Raw genomic sequence first — 16,955 nt, forward strand, 5'->3', positions numbered from 1 at the left:
CGATGACCCAACCGCCACCCATCCCGCCGACCGGCGGGCCCTCTGGCGCGCCACCGCCGATCCCGAGGGCCGCCGCGCCTGTGCCCGCACCGCCCTCGACACCCAACGCCGCCGACCGTGCGCAGCGTCAGGTGACCGAGCAGACCCGCACCTACCCGTGCGGGAACTGCGGGGCACCGCTCGCATTCGTCCCCGAGCGGCAGTGTCTCGGCTGTTCGTCGTGCGGAACGTCGTACCCGATCGAATTGGATCAGTCGGCGCGCATCGTCAAACACGACCTGCAGTCGACGATGAACCAGCTCGCTCAGCGGGCGCCCCTCGGCCTCGCGTCGATCGGCGGAAACGAACACGTCGTCACGTGTCAGGCGTGCGGCGGCAAGACCATCTTCAACGGCAGCCTCACCGCAACCCGCTGCCCGTACTGCGCCACTCCGATTCAGCGCGACGACGTCCAGGACGCTCCCGAGCGTCTCGCGTTGGACGCCGTCCTGCCGCTGCAGGTCGGCGAGCCACAGGCCCGCGACTCGATCGAGAAGTGGATCAACAGCCGCTGGTTCGCACCGACCGAGTTCAAGAAGTATCGGACGCTCGGTTCGTTCACCAGCGTCTACATGTCGTATTACACCTACGACGTCGAGGCGACTACCGGCTACTCCGGGCAGCGAGGCGACAATTACACCGTCGTCGTCGGATCGGGCGACAACCAGCACACTGAGACACGCATCGCCTGGCGGTCGGTGTCCGGGGTGGTCCACAACAGCATTCGCGACCTGCCCGAACTCGCCAACACCGGAATGGACGAGCCGCGCGTGCGGGAGCTCGAACCGTGGCCGATCCAGGCAGCGGTGCCGTACACGCCGGAGTTCGTCGCGGGACATCTGTCTCGGACCTACGACCGCGACCCGGGCGACGTGTTCGACCGCGACGCCCGCCCGCGCGTCGACGCCCAGGTGGAGAGCACCATCCGCTACGACATCGGCGGCGACCACCAGCGGATCAGCCGCAAGCAGACGTCGTTCGACATGTTGCAGTTCATGTATCTCCTGCTGCCCATGTGGCTGCTCACAGTCAACTTCGACGGCAAGCCGTTCCAGGTGGTCGTCAACGGGCTGACCGGCGAGGTCCAGGGCCAGCGACCGTGGAGCAAGGTGAAGATCGCCGCCGCCGTCATCGCCGGGCTGATCCTGATCGGCGTCATCGTGTTCCTGTATCAGAGGATGAGGTAACTCCATGATCGTTGTCGTGATCCTGCTCGTGCTCGTGGCGATCGCCGGCCTTGCGACCGCGTTCGCCGTCGCACTGGCGAGATCGGGGAGGAAGTCGCAGGCAGCGGCGATCCACATCCCCGGAGTGGACGTCGCCGTCCCCGCGTCCTGGGCCGGCTCGCACGATCCGGAGGCTCGACTGCATCGCCGGATCCGTGATGCCGCCAAAGCCCTCGACGCGACGATCGGCAACGCCGACGTCACTCAGCTCGACGAGCGCGCACGCCTGCTGATCACGGCGCGGGAACTCGATCAACGACTGGTGACCATCTGGGCGCTGCCTGCGAACGCGAAAGCCGATCCGCTGGCCGCCGTGGACCGCGGCATCTCTGATTTCGAGAAGGCCGCCGCGTCGATCACGCTCGCTCCCGGACTCGACTCCGGTCTTTCGACGCCGCCGACGCTGCCGCCGATCCCACCTCTCCCGCCCCAGCCGGCGGAGCGCCGCGACCAGCCCGAGCCACCTGCTGGTCTGGCTCAGTGACCCTCAGTTCGTTCTTCTCCTCACCCACCCTGACCCTGCGAGGTTCCGGCGTGTCCGCCGAGTTCAGCAGCGTCGGGCAGGCCCACGACGCGATGGCCGCCGGTGCGGTCGCCACGGTGACCGGCGCGTTCGGATTCGACCCGACCGGCGACGCCGCGCTGATCGCGCCCGAGACCTTCGGCCCCGCCGCACCCCTGTCCGTCGTCACCTCCGGGTTCGGTCGAGCCGTCTCCACGATCACTCCGGCCGACGTGCACGCCGACCGCGTGCGGTCCGCTCTCGCCGCCATCGGTCAAGGCCGAGTCGGCAAGGCGGTCCTCGCACGCACCCTGAATCTCCGGTTCGACGATCCGATCGACCCGGTTGCACTCGCGTCGCGGTTCGTTCCCGGCCGCGATGCGACCACCACCACCGCGTTCGCCGTCCCCCTGGACGCTGCCGGCCGCCGTGGACACTGGTTGATCGGCGCGAGCCCCGAACTCCTCGTCCGCCGGTCCGGCCGAGTCGTGACCTGTCACCCGTTTGCCGGCACCGCGCCTCGTGGGAGTGACGCCGCATCCGACCGCGCAGCCGTCGAATCGTTGCGCGCCTCCGACAAGGACCTTCGCGAACACGCCTTCGTCGTCGACTCCTTGGTCAACGCGCTCCGTCCGCTCTGCACCGAGCTCGACGTACCGGATGGGCCGCAGATCCAGTCCACGCCCGCTGTGTGGCATCTCGCGACGCCGATCCGCGGTGTGCTGGCGGACGCCTCGATCACTTCACTCGACCTCGCAGCTCTGCTGTCCCCGACTCCCGCCGTCTGTGGGACTCCGACGACGGCGGCGGCCGAGTTGATCGCAGAGATCGAAGGCCCCCGAGACTTCTATGCGGGCGCAGTCGGCTGGTGCGACGCCTCGGGTGACGGCCAGTGGCTCGTCTCGATCCGCTGCCTCGAACTCGACGCGGCGCACACCGGTGTGACGACGTGGGCGGGCGGCGGCATCGTCGCCGGTTCCGATCCGGACGCCGAAGTGGCCGAGACAGAAGCCAAGTTCCGAACCGTGCTGTCCGCCCTCGGCTTGTCCGACTGATCCCAACGCGCTTGCTCCAACGACCTTTCGAAATCAGCCGAGAGCCTGGTCGAGGTCGCGGAGGAGGTCGTCGGCGCCTTCCAGCCCCACCGACAGGCGCACCATCGCATCGGTGAGACCGATCGAGGCGCGTCCCTCCGGGCCCATCGCCCGGTGGGTGGTGGTCGCCGGATGCGTGATCAGGCTCTTCGCGTCGCCGAGGTTGTTCGAGATGTCGATCACCTGCAGCTTGTTGAGGACCTCGAAGGCCCGCTCCTTGCCCGACTTCCCCGGCTGCGCACCGAGTTCGAAGGTGATCACGGTACCGCCGCCCGCCATTTGGGCACGCGCGAGATCGTGCTGCGGATGAGAGGTGAGGAACGGGTAGATCGCGTTCGCGACGCGGGGGTCGGCGTCGAGGAACTCCGCGATGCGCAGCGCAGACGACACCGACTGGTCGAGGCGCACCTTCATCGTCTCGAGACCCTTGAGCATGGTCCACGCGTTGAACGGACTCAGGGCAGGCCCGGTGTGCCGCATCAGTTCGCGGACCGGCCCGTCGATGAACTCCTGTGTGCCGAGCACCGCCCCGCCCATCACCCGGCCCTGGCCGTCGATGTGCTTGGTGCCCGAGTAGACGATCACGTCGGCGCCGAAGTCGAGGCCGCGCTGCAACAGCGGCGTCGCGAAGACGTTGTCCAGCACCACCTTCGCGCCTGCCGCGTGCGCCATGTCGGCGACCGCGCGAATGTCGACGAGCGTCTGCATCGGGTTGGACGGCGTCTCGAAGAACACTGCGTCCGTCGGTTTGGACAGCGCCTCCTCCCACTGGGAGAGGTCTTCACCGTCCACGAACACCGTCTCGACGCCCCACGACGGCAGGATCTCGTTGCAGATCACAAAGCACGACCCGAACAGACTGCGTGCGGCGACAAGGCGCGTCCCCTTCTTGCAGATCGCACCGAGTGCGACGAAGACCGCAGCCATGCCGCTGGCGGTGGCGAACGCCGCCTCCGTGCCCTCGATCTGCCGGAGGCGTTCCTGGAACATGGCGACCGTCGGGTTGCCGTAGCGGGTGTAGACGAAACGCTCGTCTTCACCGGTGAACGCGCGTTCCGCCGCCTCAGCGGACTCGTACACATAGCCGCTGTTCAGGTACAGCGCCTCCGAGGTCTCGAAGAAGCCGGAACGCATCAGCCCGCCGCGGACGGCGAGGGTCTCCGGCGACACCCAGTCGGGAAGCTCGTTGCTCATGATTGATGCTCCTTACGGCTGTCGCCAGGGAAGAGATTCTGCGCGCCACCCGGCGCCGCCGCGATGCCCCTCGGCGTCGGTCGCGCCTTCGAAGCCGTCGCTGATGTTGAACGCCGACTGGAAGCCCGCAGCAGTCGCGGCTTCGGCGGCACCGATCGATCGTTGGCCGGACCGGCACAGGAAGAGCACCTCATCGTCGTCGGTCAGGCCGGCGGCGCGGAGTTCGTCGACGAAGTGCGGGTTGCGGGCGCCGTTCGGGTAGTCGACCCACTCGACGAACACCGTCTGCTTGCCGAGCGATGTGATGTCGGGGACACCGACGAAGTTCCACTCCGCACGGGTACGGCAGTCGACGAGCACGGCCTTCGGGTTGTCGCGGAGCCTGACCCACGCGTCGCTGACCGGGATGTCGCCGGAGTACGTCATGCTGCGCACACCTTCCACTCGTCACCCTGTTTGATCACGGTGAGTTCGGTCTTGGTCTCGACTCCCTTGTTCTCGCGCTTCTCGGTGACAGTCACCGCGGCACGGTCCCCGGCCACTTCGACGTCCATGTTCGGGACGATCAGCTTTCCGTCGCGATCTCGCTCGGCCCGGTTCTGGTTGGCGAAGTCCAACGACTTCGGGAATGCGGCGTCGGAGAGGTTCTTCTCACACTGGGTGCTGCGGTACTTCTCGTAGTCGAGCGAGTTCCGCGCCGTGTACATGTCGTTGACGACGTTCTGGACCTGAGCGGAGTCGGTGAGCCGCTCTTCCGCAGGGTTGGTCCAGTGACGGATCCCGATGAATCCGACGGCGAGCAGCACGACGACGAACGCGATGATGAAAGGCAGCGCGTCCCGCCACGTCTTCGGGGCCTGCTCCTCGGCGGGCACGTCGGTGCTGTCGGGCTGTTTCGCGCTCATAGGTCCTGAGTCTATCGAGTTGGGCGTCGGTGGTCGGCGGGGCGTCCCGCCCAGTTCAGCGCGGCATACCGGGTCCAGATCGTCAAGAGTTTCCCTCACGCCCAGGACGACTGAGGTTCACCTCACTTAGAGATTTTGGCAGGGACCGCACACGACCTAACGTAAGAGACGACAGCATTCCAACCAGTGCGAGGAAGCACGAGCACATGACTGACACCAACCGCCCGTTGCGGGTCGCCATCGTCGGCGCCGGACCGGCAGGCATCTACTGTGCCGATGCCCTGATGAAGTCGGACACCGCCGGTGAACGCGGCGTGAGCATCGACCTCTACGAGCGCATGCCCGCTCCGTTCGGCCTGATCCGCTACGGCGTCGCGCCTGACCACCCGCGCATCAAGGGCATCATCAACGCCCTGCACAAGGTCCTCGACAAGCCGCAGGTCCGCCTGCTCGGCAACATCGACTACGGCACCGACATCACGCTGGACGACCTGCGCGCCCACTACGACGCCATCGTCTTCTCGACAGGTGCCACCGACGACCGCGGCATGGACATCCCGGGAATCGATCTCGAGCGCAGCTACGGCGCAGGCGAGTTCGTCGCCTGGTACGACGGCCATCCCGACTTCTCGCGCACCTGGCCGCTGGAGGAGGAGAAGGTCGCCGTCATCGGTGTCGGCAACGTTGCACTCGACGTCGCGCGTGTCCTCGCCAAGACCGGCGACGAACTGCTGCCGACGGAGATCCCGGACAACGTCTACCAGGGTCTCAAGTCGAACAAGGCGATCGAGGTGCACGTGTTCGGCCGTCGTGGTCCGGCGCAGGCCAAGTTCACGCCGCTCGAGCTCAAGGAACTCGATCACTCGCCGAACATCGAGGTGATCGTCGATCCCGAGGACATCGAGTACGACGAGGGATCGGCCGTCGCCCGCCGCAGCAGCAAGATCACTGATCAGGTCGCGACGATCATCGAGAACTACGCGATCCGTGAGCCGAAGCAGGGCGCGATTCACAAGCTGTTCCTGCACTTCTTCGAGAACCCCGTTGAGGTCCTCGGTGAGGACGGCAAGGTGGTCGGTCTCCGCACCGAGCGCACCGAGCTCGACGGCACGGGCAACGTGAAGCCGACCGGCGCGATCCGCGAGTGGGATGTCACCGCCATCTACCGCGCGGTCGGATACCTCTCGGACAATCTGCCAGGTCTCCCCTTCGACAGCCAGGCAGGCGTCATCCCGAACGAGGCCGGGCGAGTGTTCGACGACGGCGCTCATCTGACCGGGCTGTACACGACCGGATGGATCAAGCGCGGGCCCGTCGGTCTCATCGGCCATACCAAGGGCGACGCCAACGAGACCGTCGAGTGCATTCTCGACGACATGAAGGCCGGCACGTTGAACACGCCTGCGACCCCGGCAGACGACGCGATCATCGCGCTGCTCGAAGAGCGCAAGATCCCGTTCACCACGTGGGACGGCTGGAACCGTCTCGACGAGCACGAGCGCGCTCTCGGCGCCGAGCAGGGTCGCGACCGCATCAAGGTCGTCGAGCGCCACGACATGTTGGCCGCATCCGAGCCTGACAAGGTCTGATCTGCACAGACGACAAAAGGTCCGTCCCGAAAGGGACGGACCTTTTGTCTGTTGTCGAAGTCTACGGCTTCGGCTGCGAACGCTTCACGTTCTGCCAGTAGCCTGCGTTGTTGAACGGGTTCTCGACCTGCTGGCCGATCGTGTAGCCGGAGATCGACGCGGGCCAGCAGCCCTTCCACTTGTCGTTCCACAGGATCGCGGTCTGACCGGGCTTGAGCTCGCCGGTCTTGGTCTTCTTGTCCTTGTCTGCCTTGACCCACCGGGTCGGTCCGCCGAACTCGGTGACGGTCACGCCGGTCATCGTCGAGCCGCCGATGTTCTTGACGCCCATGAAGCGGTTCATCTGCCAGACGGGGCCGTCGGACCAGTTGGGGCCCCAGAGTTTGAACGTACAGGTGACGCCGCCGATGATCTGGAGATCTCCGGGGCCTGCGGCCTGAGCCGGAGCAGCGACAAGCGAGCTTGCACCGATTGCGCCCGCCGCGGCGATGCCGACGGCAGCACGTGTCAGGGTCTTCTTCATGAGGAGTACCTTTCGTTTCATCTGATAGAGCAACAGGTGGAAGCGTGTCCGCCCTTAACCGGTCTATCGGGACCCGCATACACGGGTGTTACGAAACTGTTCAGGTTTTCCTCAGGTGGGGCACGGATCAGGCGGGTGAGGGTCCCGGCCTGCGGGGCGGAGCGGGGTGGCCGCCCGCACCGGGCGGAGGCGGGGCGACGGGCCTCGGGCCTGCGGGTCCGGCTGGTCCGGGGCGCGGTCCTCCTGGACGTCCCATGGGTGGGCGCGGAGGCTGGCCCATGGGACCTCCGCGTGGCATCGGCGGCCGGGGCTGCGCGGGCTGCGGACGTTTGACCGCGACAGTCTCCTGCGCGACGGTCGGCGGCGCCGTGGGTTCGGCCGCGTCGGCGACGAGTGGCTGAACGAGTTCCGCCGCGCGTGTCGCCTTCTGACGCGCGATGTCGGTGGTCGGCGCGGTCGCGACGGCGACGCCCATCCGACGGCGCGCGAAGCTCTCCGGCTTTCCGAACAGTCTGACGTCGACGGCCGGGTCGGCCAGCGCCTGGGCGACGCCCGCGAACTTGATGCCGACGGCTTCGTGCCTGCCGTAGATGACGGCAGACGCGCCCGGCGACACCGCGGTGGTGTCGACGGGCAGCCCGAGGACCGCTCGAGCGTGGAGTTCGAACTCGGAGAGTCGCTGAGTGGCCAGGGTGACCAGTCCGGTGTCGTGCGGGCGGGGGCTGACCTCGGAGAAGTACACCTCGTCGCCTTTGACGAACAGTTCAACGCCGAACACACCGCGGCCGGTGCCCTCGCCGTCGCCCATCGCGGTGGCGATCCGCGCGGCCACCGACCGAGCGGTGCCGTAGGCGATCTCGCTCATCGGCTGAGGCTGCCAGCTCTCGACGTAATCGCCGGACACCTGACGGTGGCCGATGGGATCACAGAAGTAGGTTGCGAGCTTGCCTGTCGACGGATCGACGGCGCGCACGGTGAGCAGGGTGATCTCGTAATCGAAGTCGACGAAGCCCTCGATGATCACGCGGTCGTTGTTGACTCTGGCGCCGGTCCGCGCCGCTTCCCATGCCGCATCGATGTCGTCGGGGCCCTTGAGCACGCTCTGGCCCTTGCCCGACGACGACATCACCGGCTTCACCACACACGGGAATCCGATGCTCGTGACGGCGCGGCGCATCTCCTCCAACGAGCCCGCGAACAGGTAGGGCGACGTCGGGAGCCCGAGTTCCTCGTCGGCGAGGCGACGGATCCGTTCACGATCGAGCGTGGCCGACACCGCCTTGGCACTCGGGATCACCTCGGCCAGGCCTTCGCTCTCGACCGCTTCGAGAGCGTCGGTCGCGATCGCCTCGATCTCTGGGAGCACGTAGTGCGGCTTGTGCTTGTCGATCACGGCACGGACCTGCGCGGCGTCGGTCATGTCGATCACTTCGGCGTGATGTGCCACCTGGTGGGCCGGAGCGTCGGCGTATCGATCGACGGCGACGACCTCGACACCGAATCGTTGCAGAGCGATCGTCACTTCTTTGCCGAGCTCACCCGAACCGAGCAGGAGGACTTTGACCGCGGTCGGACTCAGCGGGGTGCCGATCACTGTAGACGCCATACCCGGCAGTTTACGGGCATCCGCGCGTGCACCACCCACGGCGGCATTCGATGGAAGTACGCTCGGTTGATGGGCGTGTTCGACTCCGTGAAGAAGGCATCTCAGAATCTCGCAGTGAAGCAGTCCGCAGAGGACAACGCCCGCGTCGCGACGATGTTCCCCGGCGTTGAACTGCCTCGAGTCGACTACATCCCGAAGTCGCGCGAGTACGGCACCGCGACACCGACCGCGTACATCGCGACTGTCGGACTACTGCCGGAGGAGTTCGGAATCCTCCCGGTCAACTCGGAGAGTGCAGCACAGGGTTTCGAGTTCGTCTACCGAGACCGGCCGGAGTACGCACGCGGGCGAGCCGCGTGGCATCGACATCACGGATAGGAATCATGAGTCTCGACATCCAGGTCACCTTCGACGCCCACGATCCGCGGAGTCAGTCGCGTTTCTGGGCGGCAGTGCTCGACTACCGCGTTCCGGGCCCACCTGGAGTTCAACTCGGACCGGGTGACGACCCGTTCGACGCGTGGGACACGTTCCTCACAGGCCTCGGCGTGCCCGCGTCGCAGTGGAACTCGCGGTCGGCGGCGGAGGATCCCGACGGAGTGGGTCCACGGCTGTTCTTTCAGCAGGTACCGGAAGACAAGGTCGTCAAGAATCGTGTGCATCTCGACGTGCGCGGGGCGCCCGGCCTGGTCGGCGACGCCCGCATGGCCGCGCTGGAGGACATGTGCGCTCGCCTGACGTCGCTCGGCGCACAGCGTGTGCGCCGCCAGGATCCCGTCCCGCCGATGGAGGGCGGTTACATCGTGATGACCGACCCCGAAGGCAACGAGTTCTGCCTCGACTGAGGAACACTGCACTACTCGACACCGACCGCCACCTCGTTGGCAAACGCGGCCTCCCTGAAGGCCGCGTCTGTCAGTGGAAGTCGCGGGCGACGTCCAGCGCGGCCGCTCCCTACGGGAGCAACACCCAAAGCCGTGTCCACGACGAGAACGGGCTGATTCACGCCGAACCGGCCATCTCCCTGCCGAGCACAGGCGAACGAAGCCCCTCACACCCACCACAACCCTCGCCGCGACCCTCACAGACAAACGCGGCCTTCACAGAGGCCGCATTTGCCAACGAAGCGTCGGTTTCGTCAACGAAAGCCGCGTTCGTCGACGAGGGCCGCGGCTCGTTGACGACGGAGGCCCTACTGCTCGTTGAGCGAGCGCAGCCAGTCGAAGCGTCTGGCGTCGGCCACGGGTTGAGTGGGCACGGTGGGTACTGCGGCCGCTCAAGGAACAGGGTGGCTACTGTGCGCGGTAGACGGGCGTCGATTCGGTCCGACCGCGGAGGGTCATCTCACGAAGCAGCGACCAATGCGCGGCCTCGTCGGGTGATGCGGCGCCGATCGCACGAGCCGACGCGACGGGGTGGCGGGGATCGTCTTTGGCGACCTCGGAGAGTCGAGCGCTCTCGTTGACTGGATCACCGATCACCGTGTACTCGAACCGCTGGACGGCGCCGACGTTGCCCGCGACGACAGTCCCGTGGCTGACGCCGATGCCCGCCGTCAGTTCCGGTACGTCCGCGGCGAGTCCGTCGGCGATCTCCCGGGCTGCGGTGAGCGCTGCAGTCGCCGGCTCATCGAGCGCGACCGGGGCGCCGAAGATCGCGAGAACCGCGTCGCCCTCGAACTTGTTGACCAGTCCACGGTTGCGTTCAGTGGCGTCGACGATGACGGCGAAGAACCTGTTGAGCAGGGCGACGACCTCGGTCGGTGAGCGCTTCTCGGCGATCGTCGTCGACCCGATGACGTCGACGAAGACCACGGCGACCACTTGCTCGGTTCCGCCTAGCTCTGGGTCGCTGCGCAGAGCGGCGGCGGCGACGTCCCGCCCGACGTGCCGTCCGAACAAGTCTCGCAGTCGCTCCTGCTCCCGAAGCCCCGAGACCATCGTGTTGAATCCGTACTGCAGTTCTCCCAGCTCTGAGCCGTCGTAGACGACGAGGTCGACGTCGTGATCGACGGCTCCGCCGCGGACCTCCGCCATCCCTGCACGTACGCTCTGCAGGGGCCCGGTGATGCTCCACACGAACAGCGACGTAGTGAGCAGACCGACCGCTCCCGCGATCACCGCGAGCACGGAGACTGAGATGAGGACGCTGGTACTGCTCGTCTCACCGCGTATCGCGCCGAACAGCACGACGAATGTGATGCCGAGCAGCGGCACGCCCGTACCGATGAACCAACTGGTGAAGGCGCGAGACCGCACCGTGCCGCCGCGCATGCCGAGGCCTGCCTGCATCATCCTCGCCCACACCGGCCGCAGCAGTATCTCGGTGAACAGACTCGCGATCGACACGACGACGAGTCCGCACATCAGGATGATCAGGACCGTCTTCGGGATCAGCTCGGGATCGGCGAGCCCGTACAGCAGGCCGAGCACACCCGCGCCCCCGATCCACAGCACACCTTGCAGAAGGACGAGGCGTCGTTGTGCACGACGCGCCCGCCTGGCGTCGTCGCGAGACGGGACCTCCCCGTCGATCGACCACCGGACGGCTTTGACCGTCGACGCCGTTCCGACGACCACACCGAGCAGGAGTGCCACTCCGATGTAGACCGGCACTGCGAGAAAGTTGATCAGGACCAGGTCACGCCGCAGGAACGACGGTTCCGGGATGCCGAACAGCACCAGGCAGATCGCGATCACGATGCCGATCACGTTCGCCGTGACGATCGCGATGGTGAGGAACGTCTGGATCCGCACCCGCTGGCTGCGGCTCGATTGATCAGCCGACCCCAGCAGCACGGAACCGTAGTCCCTGCTGATCCCCGGCATCCTCATGAGAGGACTCTAGCCAGTCTCAGACGATCTCACGACGGACGATGGTCTGGTCACGACCGGGACCGACACCGATGCACGAGATGTGTGCGCCCGACAGCTCTTCCAGACGCAAGACGTAGTCCTGTGCGTTCTTGGGCAGATCCTCGAACGTGCGGCAGCCGGAGATGTCCTCCCACCAGCCGGGCATCTCTTCGTAGATCGGCTTCGCGTGGTGGAATCCGGTCTGTGTCATCGGCATGTCGTCGACACGCTCGCCGTCGACCTCGTACGCGACACAGATCGGGACCGTCTCCAGGCTCGACAACACGTCGAGTTTGGTGAGGAAGTAGTCGGTGATGCCGTTGACCCGCGTGGCGTAACGCGCGATGACGGCGTCGAACCAGCCGGTGCGCCGTGCACGGCCGGTGGTGACACCCACCTCGCCGCCTGTCTTGGCGAGATACGCGCCCCACTCGTCGAACAGCTCCGTCGGGAACGGCCCCTCGCCGACGCGGGTGGTGTACGCCTTCAGGATGCCGAGAACGGTGTCGATGCGGCCCGGGCCGATGCCCGCGCCGACGGCCGCGCCGCCCGCGGTCGGGTTGGACGACGTCACGTACGGGTATGTGCCGTGGTCCACGTCGAGGAGCGTGCCCTGCGAGCCTTCGAGCAGGATCGTCTCGCCGCGCTCGAGCGCCTGGTTCAGCAGCAGACGCGTGTCGGAGATGCGGTGCTTGAAGCCTTCGGCGAGTTCGAGGGTGCCGTCGACGACCTCGTTCGGGTCGAGGCCCTTGCGGTTGTAGATCTTGGTGAGGATCTGGTTCTTGACCTCGAGGGCCGCTTCGACCTTCTGCGTGAGGATCTTCTCGTCCAGGACGTCGGCGACACGCACGCCGACGCGAGCGATCTTGTCCTGGTAGCAGGGACCGATGCCGCGGCCGGTGGTGCCGATCTTGCTGTTGCCGAGGAATCGCTCGGTGACCTTGTCGATGGCGACGTGGTACGGCATCAGCAGGTGCGCGTCGGCCGACAGCAGCAGTCGTGACGTGTCGACGTCGCGGTCTTCGAGGCCCTTGAGTTCAGCGAGCAGAACGCTCGGGTCGACGACGACGCCGTTGCCGATCACGTTGTTGACGCCCGGGGTCAGAATGCCGGACGGGATGAGGTGGAGGGCGAACGTCTCACCGTTCGGCAGGACAACCGTGTGTCCCGCATTGTTTCCACCCTGGTAGCGGACCACCCACTGCAGCTTCTCGCCGAGCAGATCTGTCGCCTTACCTTTGCCTTCGTCGCCCCACTGGGCGCCGATGAGCACAATCGCAGCCATGTCTGGTGCTCCTCCTGTTCGGCACTACCCTATCGGGTCGCGGGCCGCGAGCGCCTATTGGTCGCCGAGTGTCTTCGGCAGCGACTCGACAGGCGTGGCGTGAGCCGCTGGTTAGGCTGGTCGAGTGGCAGCAACACATCTCACGCCGTCGAGGCCGGAAGACGGTGGCCTCACAGCGGCTCAACTCGTGGCCGACGCCGTGACCGACCCCGACCTGACCCGCCTCATCGTGTCGCCCCCGGCCGCAGCCGAGTCGGGCGTCGACCCGGACGTCTTTCTGTCCCAGGTGGTGGCGGCGCTGATGAAGAACGACCGCCTCGACATCGAAATCGCCTACATCGCACCGCATTCGACACGGGCGACCAAGGTGTACGGGCTGAAGCACGGCGCCAGGGCGATCGCTCTCGCCGAGTCGGGCGTGGCCCGGACACTCCCCTTGATCCGCGATGACGCCGCCACCGTGCTCGTCGGACGGGCTCGCCATCTGGGTGCGGAGGGCGCGCGGCTGCACGGCGAGACGTACGTGGACTCGCATCGGCTGTTCGACGGGGAGACGACGGCCGTCGAGATCGAGCCCACCGTTGACGAGCCGGGAGTCCGAGGGCGTGTCGCGCGCAGGCTGCCGGGCGGCTGGCACGCCGGGCGCGCCGTCCAGACGGGCGGGACCAACGTGGTCGTCGAACGCGAAGGTGTGCTCACTGAGCGGGTGGTGAAGCGGTCGACCTTCTACCGCCACCACATCGACTGGAAGCTGGTCGCGACGTGACGACACCCACCGCGGCCGCATTGAAGTCGGTCCGCCCCGGACCCGTGTTCCTCGGCTTGTGCGCCGCGTTCGGCGTCGGCGTCTACCTGCTGATCGACTCGGGCAAGGACGACACCGCCACCGCGACGGTCGGCACGGTGCTTGTGGTGTTGAGCGGTTGGGTGATCTCGCTGTCGCTGCACGAGTTCGCGCACGCGTTCACCGCATTCAGGTTCGGCGACCGCTCGGCCGAGCTCCGCGGGTATCTGACGTTGAATCCGCTCAAGTACACCCACCCGGCGATGTCGATCGGCTTCCCCCTGCTGATCATCGCGCTCGGAGGCATCGGCTTCCCCGGCGGAGCCGTCTACGTGAACGAGGCCGGCTTCACCCCGGAACAGCGGACCAAGGTCTCGCTCGCGGGCCCGGCGGCGAACCTGATACTCGGTCTGGTGCTGTGTGCGGCGCTGATCGGTCTCGCCCCCGGCGACGACCTCGCAGGCCTGAATCTGTACTCTGCGCTGGCATTGTTGACATTCCTGCAGTTCACGGCCGTTCTGCTGAACATGCTGCCGGTCCCCGGACTCGACGGTTTCGGCGCGATCGAGCCGTACCTCTCTTACGAGACTCGTCGCTCGGTCGCCAAGGTCGCGCCGTTCGGTTTCCTCATCGTGTTCGTCCTGCTCTACATTCCCGTGCTGAACAGGACGTTCTTCAACATCGTATACACGGTGATGGACACCTTCGGCATCGACTCGGCGTTCATCAGCTACGGCTGGGCGCTGTTCGAGTTCTGGCGGTAACGCTCCACCAGCGTCCGCCTCAGCAGTTTCCCGGCGGCGGCGCGGGGCAGTTCGTCGACGAAGTGCACCTCACGCGGTGTCTTGTACCTCGCCAAGTTCTGCTTCACGTGGGCTCGGATCTCGTCCGCGGTCACCGTGGACCCGGCCCCGCGGACGACAACTGCCACCAACCGCTGGCCGAAGTCGTCGTCGGGCGTTCCGACGACCGCGGCGTCGAGCACGTCGTTGTGCGCGAGGATGAGATCCTCGACTTCGCCGGGATACACGTTCTCTCCGCCGGACACGATCATGTCGTCGTCCCGGCCGTCGACGAACAGCCTGCCGTCGGCATCCCAGTGGCCGCGGTCGCCGGTGGCGAGCAGTCCGTCGATGCGGTCTTTCGTGCCGCCACCGGTGTAGCCGTCGAAGGCGAGCGCGCTTCCCGCGTGAATCGATCCGATCAGTCCGGGTTCGGTGATCTCTCGACCGTTCTCGTCGTAGATCCTGGTGCGGACGACGGATGGCGGGCGGCCTGCGGTGGTCGGGGCCGCCGCGAGGTCCTCGGGTGTCGCGACCGAGACGACGCTGACCTCGCTCGACCCGTAGAGGTTGTAGAGCACCGGGCCGAACCGTTCGAGCGCCGCTACCGCGACGGGGCCTGGAAGCAGGGAGCCCGCCGTGAAGATCACTTCGACCCTCGACGCGTCGAACCTGGTGTGATCGGGGACGGCGAGGAGTCGTTGGAGGATCGTCGGAACGAGGACGATCGACGTCGCGCGGTGCCGCTCGATCAGTTCCCACAGTTCGTCGGACGAGCGGCCCGCCGCGGGCACGATGGTGCTGCCGAGAGACATCGAATACAGGACCTGGCTCAGCCCGGTGCCGTGGAACAGCGGCGCCGCGCACACCACGACTCCGCAGCGTGGGAGCGGGATCCGCTCGATGAGACCGGCCGCGTCGAGGGGATTGCGCACGCTGCGTTCGGCGCCCTTCGGAAGCCCCGTGGTGCCGCCGGTGAGCAGCACCATCGAGCCCGGACGCTTCGGCCGCGGCGCGGGCGCCGACGTGACGCCCTCTGCGATGAGGTCGGCGACGCTCTCCTCCCCTGCGGTGTCGCCGTTCACGACGAATCGGTTCGGCACCGCGCACATCTCGGCGATCGGCGAGAACTCCGCGTCGTACGCGAGCACCGTGACGTTCTCGCGCGCCACGATTTCTGCCACCTGGGGACCCGCCATGGCCGTGTTCAGCAGGACCACCCTCGCGCCGGTCTTCGACGCCGCGATCATCGCCTCCATCGAGCCGATGCCGTCCCGGCACAGGACTCCGACGGTGCGTCCCTGCGTGCTTCCGCGTTTCACGAGGGAGGCGGCGAGGGCGGACGACGCCGCGTCGAGCTCGGCGTAGGAGATCGATCGGTCACCGTCGATCACCGCGACGCGGTCCGGGTACCGGCGGGCACTCGAAGCGACCGGGGTGGCGAGTGGACCGATCGTCCGCATGTCGATGACCGATGCCAGTGCGTGGTCGGGTCGAGTGACGTCGGCGACTCCGGACCGGGCCACGACAAGCGCCGATCGTGCGGTTCGCAGTGCGGCGTCCACGATGTCGGCGCAGTGGGTCGTGATCACCAGGTCAGCTCACCAGAACATGCGCCCGTAGTGCCACTCGACTCGATCTGAACCGTCGCGTGTTCCAGCCCGTGACCGTCGAGCACACGGCGAGCGTCCGCCAGCACCTGCTCGTGATCGCCCGAGCTGGTCAGATGCACGGTTGCGACGTCCATGCCGGTGGTCACCGACCAGACGTGCAGATCGTGAACATCGTCGACACCCGGCAGATCTGTCAGTTCGGTCCGCAGCGCCGCGAGGTCGAGATGAGCCGGCGCCTGCTGGTTGAGGATCTTGAGCGCGTCACGAGCGAGCTTGACCGCGCGAGGCACCACCCACAGGGCAATGAGGACCGCGACGAGCAGATCCGCGTATCCCCACCCGGTCGTCATCGCGATGACGCCTGCGACGAGGACTCCGACGCTGCCGACGGCGTCCGCGAGCACTTCGAGATACGCGCCACGGACCGCGATGGACCCCTCCGCGTCGGCACGCAGCAGGAACATCACGACGATGTTGGCGAGCAGCCCGAGACTGGCGACGATGATCATCGCGCCGCCGGGAACTTCGGGGTCGGTGCCGATGCGGCGGATCGCCTCGACGAGGACGAACACGCCCACACCGATCAGGAGCACCGCGTTCACCACTGCGGTGAAGACCTCCGCGCGATACCAACCGAAGCTCCGACCGTCGGTCACCCGACCGTGTCGCGCCAACAACAACGCGGACAGACCCATGCAGAGCGCGACCACGTCGGTGAGCATGTGCCCGGCGTCGGCCACCAGCGCCAACGAACCGAACACGAGTCCGGCGACCAATTCGACGACGAAGAATCCGCCGATGATGACCACGGAGACGACCATCGGCCACAACCTGCGGTTGACCGCACCCGAGGCCAGGTCGGCGGCCGTCGGCCCGTGCGAGTGCCCCTCATGTCCATGCTCACTACCCATGACCTCAATATATGCGCATTATTGAATATGTCAAGAGTCTTGGACGC

At 66.8% G+C, this 16,955-nt stretch carries 17 protein-coding genes; 8 read left to right on the forward strand and 9 right to left on the reverse strand.

Features of this window, described 5'->3' with window-relative positions:
* Positions 1 to 80: 80 nt before the first annotated feature.
* Genes GM1_RS13085 through GM1_RS13095 form a run of 3 tightly spaced genes read left to right on the forward strand, consistent with a single transcriptional unit; the run spans position 81 to position 2,822 of the window.
* Entirely contained in the window at positions 81 to 1,226 is a 1,146-nt protein-coding gene (locus GM1_RS13085; RefSeq protein ID WP_244874772.1) for a TFIIB-type zinc ribbon-containing protein, read from the forward strand.
* A 4-nt stretch (positions 1,227 to 1,230) separates the two neighbouring features.
* On the forward strand, positions 1,231 to 1,749 hold the full coding sequence (locus tag GM1_RS13090; RefSeq protein ID WP_008379521.1) for a hypothetical protein: 519 nt from the start codon (positions 1,231 to 1,233) through the stop codon (positions 1,747 to 1,749).
* Positions 1,746 to 2,822, forward strand: a complete 1,077-nt coding sequence (locus GM1_RS13095) for an isochorismate synthase (protein WP_008379522.1) — start codon at positions 1,746 to 1,748, stop codon at positions 2,820 to 2,822. The genes GM1_RS13090 and GM1_RS13095 overlap by 4 nt, the downstream gene beginning before the upstream one ends.
* A gap of 33 nt (positions 2,823 to 2,855) precedes the next feature.
* Here GM1_RS13095 and GM1_RS13100 read toward each other — a convergent pair whose 3' ends face one another.
* Genes GM1_RS13100 through GM1_RS13110 form a run of 3 tightly spaced genes read right to left on the reverse strand, consistent with a single transcriptional unit; the run spans position 2,856 to position 4,960 of the window.
* Positions 2,856 to 4,055 carry an O-succinylhomoserine sulfhydrylase gene (locus GM1_RS13100; RefSeq protein WP_008379523.1) on the reverse strand — a complete coding sequence of 400 codons (1,200 nt, stop codon included), beginning with the start codon at positions 4,053 to 4,055 and terminating at the stop codon, positions 2,856 to 2,858.
* A 12-nt stretch (positions 4,056 to 4,067) separates the two neighbouring features.
* A complete protein-coding gene (locus GM1_RS13105; protein WP_008379525.1) occupies positions 4,068 to 4,481 on the reverse strand; it encodes a rhodanese-like domain-containing protein in 414 nt (137 codons plus the stop codon).
* The gene (locus GM1_RS13110; RefSeq protein ID WP_008379526.1) at positions 4,478 to 4,960 is read right to left on the reverse strand and encodes an Rv0361 family membrane protein; all 483 of its coding nucleotides are present in this window, start codon (positions 4,958 to 4,960) and stop codon (positions 4,478 to 4,480) included. The genes GM1_RS13105 and GM1_RS13110 overlap by 4 nt, the downstream gene beginning before the upstream one ends.
* Before the next feature lie 206 nt (positions 4,961 to 5,166).
* Here GM1_RS13110 and GM1_RS13115 point away from each other — a divergent pair, with 206 nt between their 5' ends.
* Entirely contained in the window at positions 5,167 to 6,549 is a 1,383-nt protein-coding gene (locus tag GM1_RS13115; protein ID WP_008379529.1) for an FAD-dependent oxidoreductase, read from the forward strand.
* A gap of 61 nt (positions 6,550 to 6,610) precedes the next feature.
* Here the strand turns inward: GM1_RS13115 and GM1_RS13120 are convergent, their stop codons facing one another.
* Positions 6,611 to 7,072, reverse strand: a complete 462-nt coding sequence (locus tag GM1_RS13120; RefSeq protein WP_008379531.1) for a hypothetical protein — start codon at positions 7,070 to 7,072, stop codon at positions 6,611 to 6,613.
* Positions 7,073 to 7,199: 127 nt separating this feature from the next.
* Entirely contained in the window at positions 7,200 to 8,678 is a 1,479-nt protein-coding gene (gene purT / locus GM1_RS13125) for a formate-dependent phosphoribosylglycinamide formyltransferase (protein WP_040520100.1), read from the reverse strand.
* Between the two features lie 69 nt (positions 8,679 to 8,747).
* Between purT and GM1_RS13130 the strand changes: the two genes are divergently transcribed.
* Both GM1_RS13130 and GM1_RS13135 read left to right on the forward strand, forming a co-directional pair.
* Entirely contained in the window at positions 8,748 to 9,056 is a 309-nt protein-coding gene (locus GM1_RS13130) for a hypothetical protein (RefSeq protein WP_008379534.1), read from the forward strand.
* A 5-nt stretch (positions 9,057 to 9,061) separates the two neighbouring features.
* Positions 9,062 to 9,523, forward strand: a complete 462-nt coding sequence (locus tag GM1_RS13135; RefSeq protein ID WP_008379535.1) for a VOC family protein — start codon at positions 9,062 to 9,064, stop codon at positions 9,521 to 9,523.
* A gap of 447 nt (positions 9,524 to 9,970) precedes the next feature.
* Here the strand turns inward: GM1_RS13135 and GM1_RS13140 are convergent, their stop codons facing one another.
* Both GM1_RS13140 and GM1_RS13145 read right to left on the reverse strand, forming a co-directional pair.
* Positions 9,971 to 11,506 carry an adenylate/guanylate cyclase domain-containing protein gene (locus GM1_RS13140; RefSeq protein WP_008379537.1) on the reverse strand — a complete coding sequence of 512 codons (1,536 nt, stop codon included), beginning with the start codon at positions 11,504 to 11,506 and terminating at the stop codon, positions 9,971 to 9,973.
* 25 nt (positions 11,507 to 11,531) lie between these two features.
* Complete coding sequence (locus GM1_RS13145; RefSeq protein WP_008379538.1) at positions 11,532 to 12,818, reverse strand: adenylosuccinate synthase; 1,287 nt, start codon at positions 12,816 to 12,818, stop codon at positions 11,532 to 11,534.
* A gap of 124 nt (positions 12,819 to 12,942) precedes the next feature.
* Here GM1_RS13145 and GM1_RS13150 point away from each other — a divergent pair, with 124 nt between their 5' ends.
* Entirely contained in the window at positions 12,943 to 13,584 is a 642-nt protein-coding gene (locus tag GM1_RS13150; protein ID WP_008379540.1) for a hypothetical protein, read from the forward strand.
* On the forward strand, positions 13,581 to 14,366 hold the full coding sequence (locus GM1_RS13155) for a site-2 protease family protein (protein ID WP_008379542.1): 786 nt from the start codon (positions 13,581 to 13,583) through the stop codon (positions 14,364 to 14,366). The genes GM1_RS13150 and GM1_RS13155 overlap by 4 nt, the downstream gene beginning before the upstream one ends.
* Here the strand turns inward: GM1_RS13155 and GM1_RS13160 are convergent.
* Positions 14,333 to 15,976 carry an AMP-binding protein gene (locus tag GM1_RS13160; RefSeq protein ID WP_008379544.1) on the reverse strand — a complete coding sequence of 548 codons (1,644 nt, stop codon included), beginning with the start codon at positions 15,974 to 15,976 and terminating at the stop codon, positions 14,333 to 14,335. The two genes, GM1_RS13155 and GM1_RS13160, sit on opposite strands and share 34 nt — an antisense overlap.
* Positions 15,973 to 16,908, reverse strand: a complete 936-nt coding sequence (locus GM1_RS13165) for a cation diffusion facilitator family transporter (RefSeq protein ID WP_008379545.1) — start codon at positions 16,906 to 16,908, stop codon at positions 15,973 to 15,975. Before GM1_RS13165 ends, GM1_RS13160 begins: the two co-directional genes overlap by 4 nt.
* Positions 16,909 to 16,955: the final 47 nt, after the last annotated feature.

The sequence above is a fragment of the Gordonia malaquae NBRC 108250 genome (genome assembly GCF_000344135.1).
Classification (GTDB): Bacteria; Actinomycetota; Actinomycetes; order Mycobacteriales; family Mycobacteriaceae; genus Gordonia; species Gordonia malaquae.

What these genes read in the sequence shown, in the direction of transcription:
- GM1_RS13090 (WP_008379521.1), top strand. Translation starts at nt 1,231, where the DNA reads ATGATCGTTGTCGTGATCCTGCTCGTGCTCGTGGCGATCGCCGGCCTT.
- GM1_RS13100 (WP_008379523.1), bottom strand. Translation starts at nt 4,055, where the DNA reads ATGAGCAACGAGCTTCCCGACTGGGTGTCGCCGGAGACCCTCGCCGTC.
- GM1_RS13105 (WP_008379525.1), bottom strand. Translation starts at nt 4,481, where the DNA reads ATGACGTACTCCGGCGACATCCCGGTCAGCGACGCGTGGGTCAGGCTC.
- GM1_RS13110 (WP_008379526.1), bottom strand. Translation starts at nt 4,960, where the DNA reads ATGAGCGCGAAACAGCCCGACAGCACCGACGTGCCCGCCGAGGAGCAG.
- GM1_RS13115 (WP_008379529.1), top strand. Translation starts at nt 5,167, where the DNA reads ATGACTGACACCAACCGCCCGTTGCGGGTCGCCATCGTCGGCGCCGGA.
- GM1_RS13120 (WP_008379531.1), bottom strand. Translation starts at nt 7,072, where the DNA reads ATGAAGAAGACCCTGACACGTGCTGCCGTCGGCATCGCCGCGGCGGGC.
- purT (WP_040520100.1), bottom strand. Translation starts at nt 8,678, where the DNA reads ATGGCGTCTACAGTGATCGGCACCCCGCTGAGTCCGACCGCGGTCAAA.
- GM1_RS13130 (WP_008379534.1), top strand. Translation starts at nt 8,748, where the DNA reads ATGGGCGTGTTCGACTCCGTGAAGAAGGCATCTCAGAATCTCGCAGTG.
- GM1_RS13135 (WP_008379535.1), top strand. Translation starts at nt 9,062, where the DNA reads ATGAGTCTCGACATCCAGGTCACCTTCGACGCCCACGATCCGCGGAGT.
- GM1_RS13140 (WP_008379537.1), bottom strand. Translation starts at nt 11,506, where the DNA reads ATGCCGGGGATCAGCAGGGACTACGGTTCCGTGCTGCTGGGGTCGGCT.
- GM1_RS13145 (WP_008379538.1), bottom strand. Translation starts at nt 12,818, where the DNA reads ATGGCTGCGATTGTGCTCATCGGCGCCCAGTGGGGCGACGAAGGCAAA.
- GM1_RS13165 (WP_008379545.1), bottom strand. Translation starts at nt 16,908, where the DNA reads ATGGGTAGTGAGCATGGACATGAGGGGCACTCGCACGGGCCGACGGCC.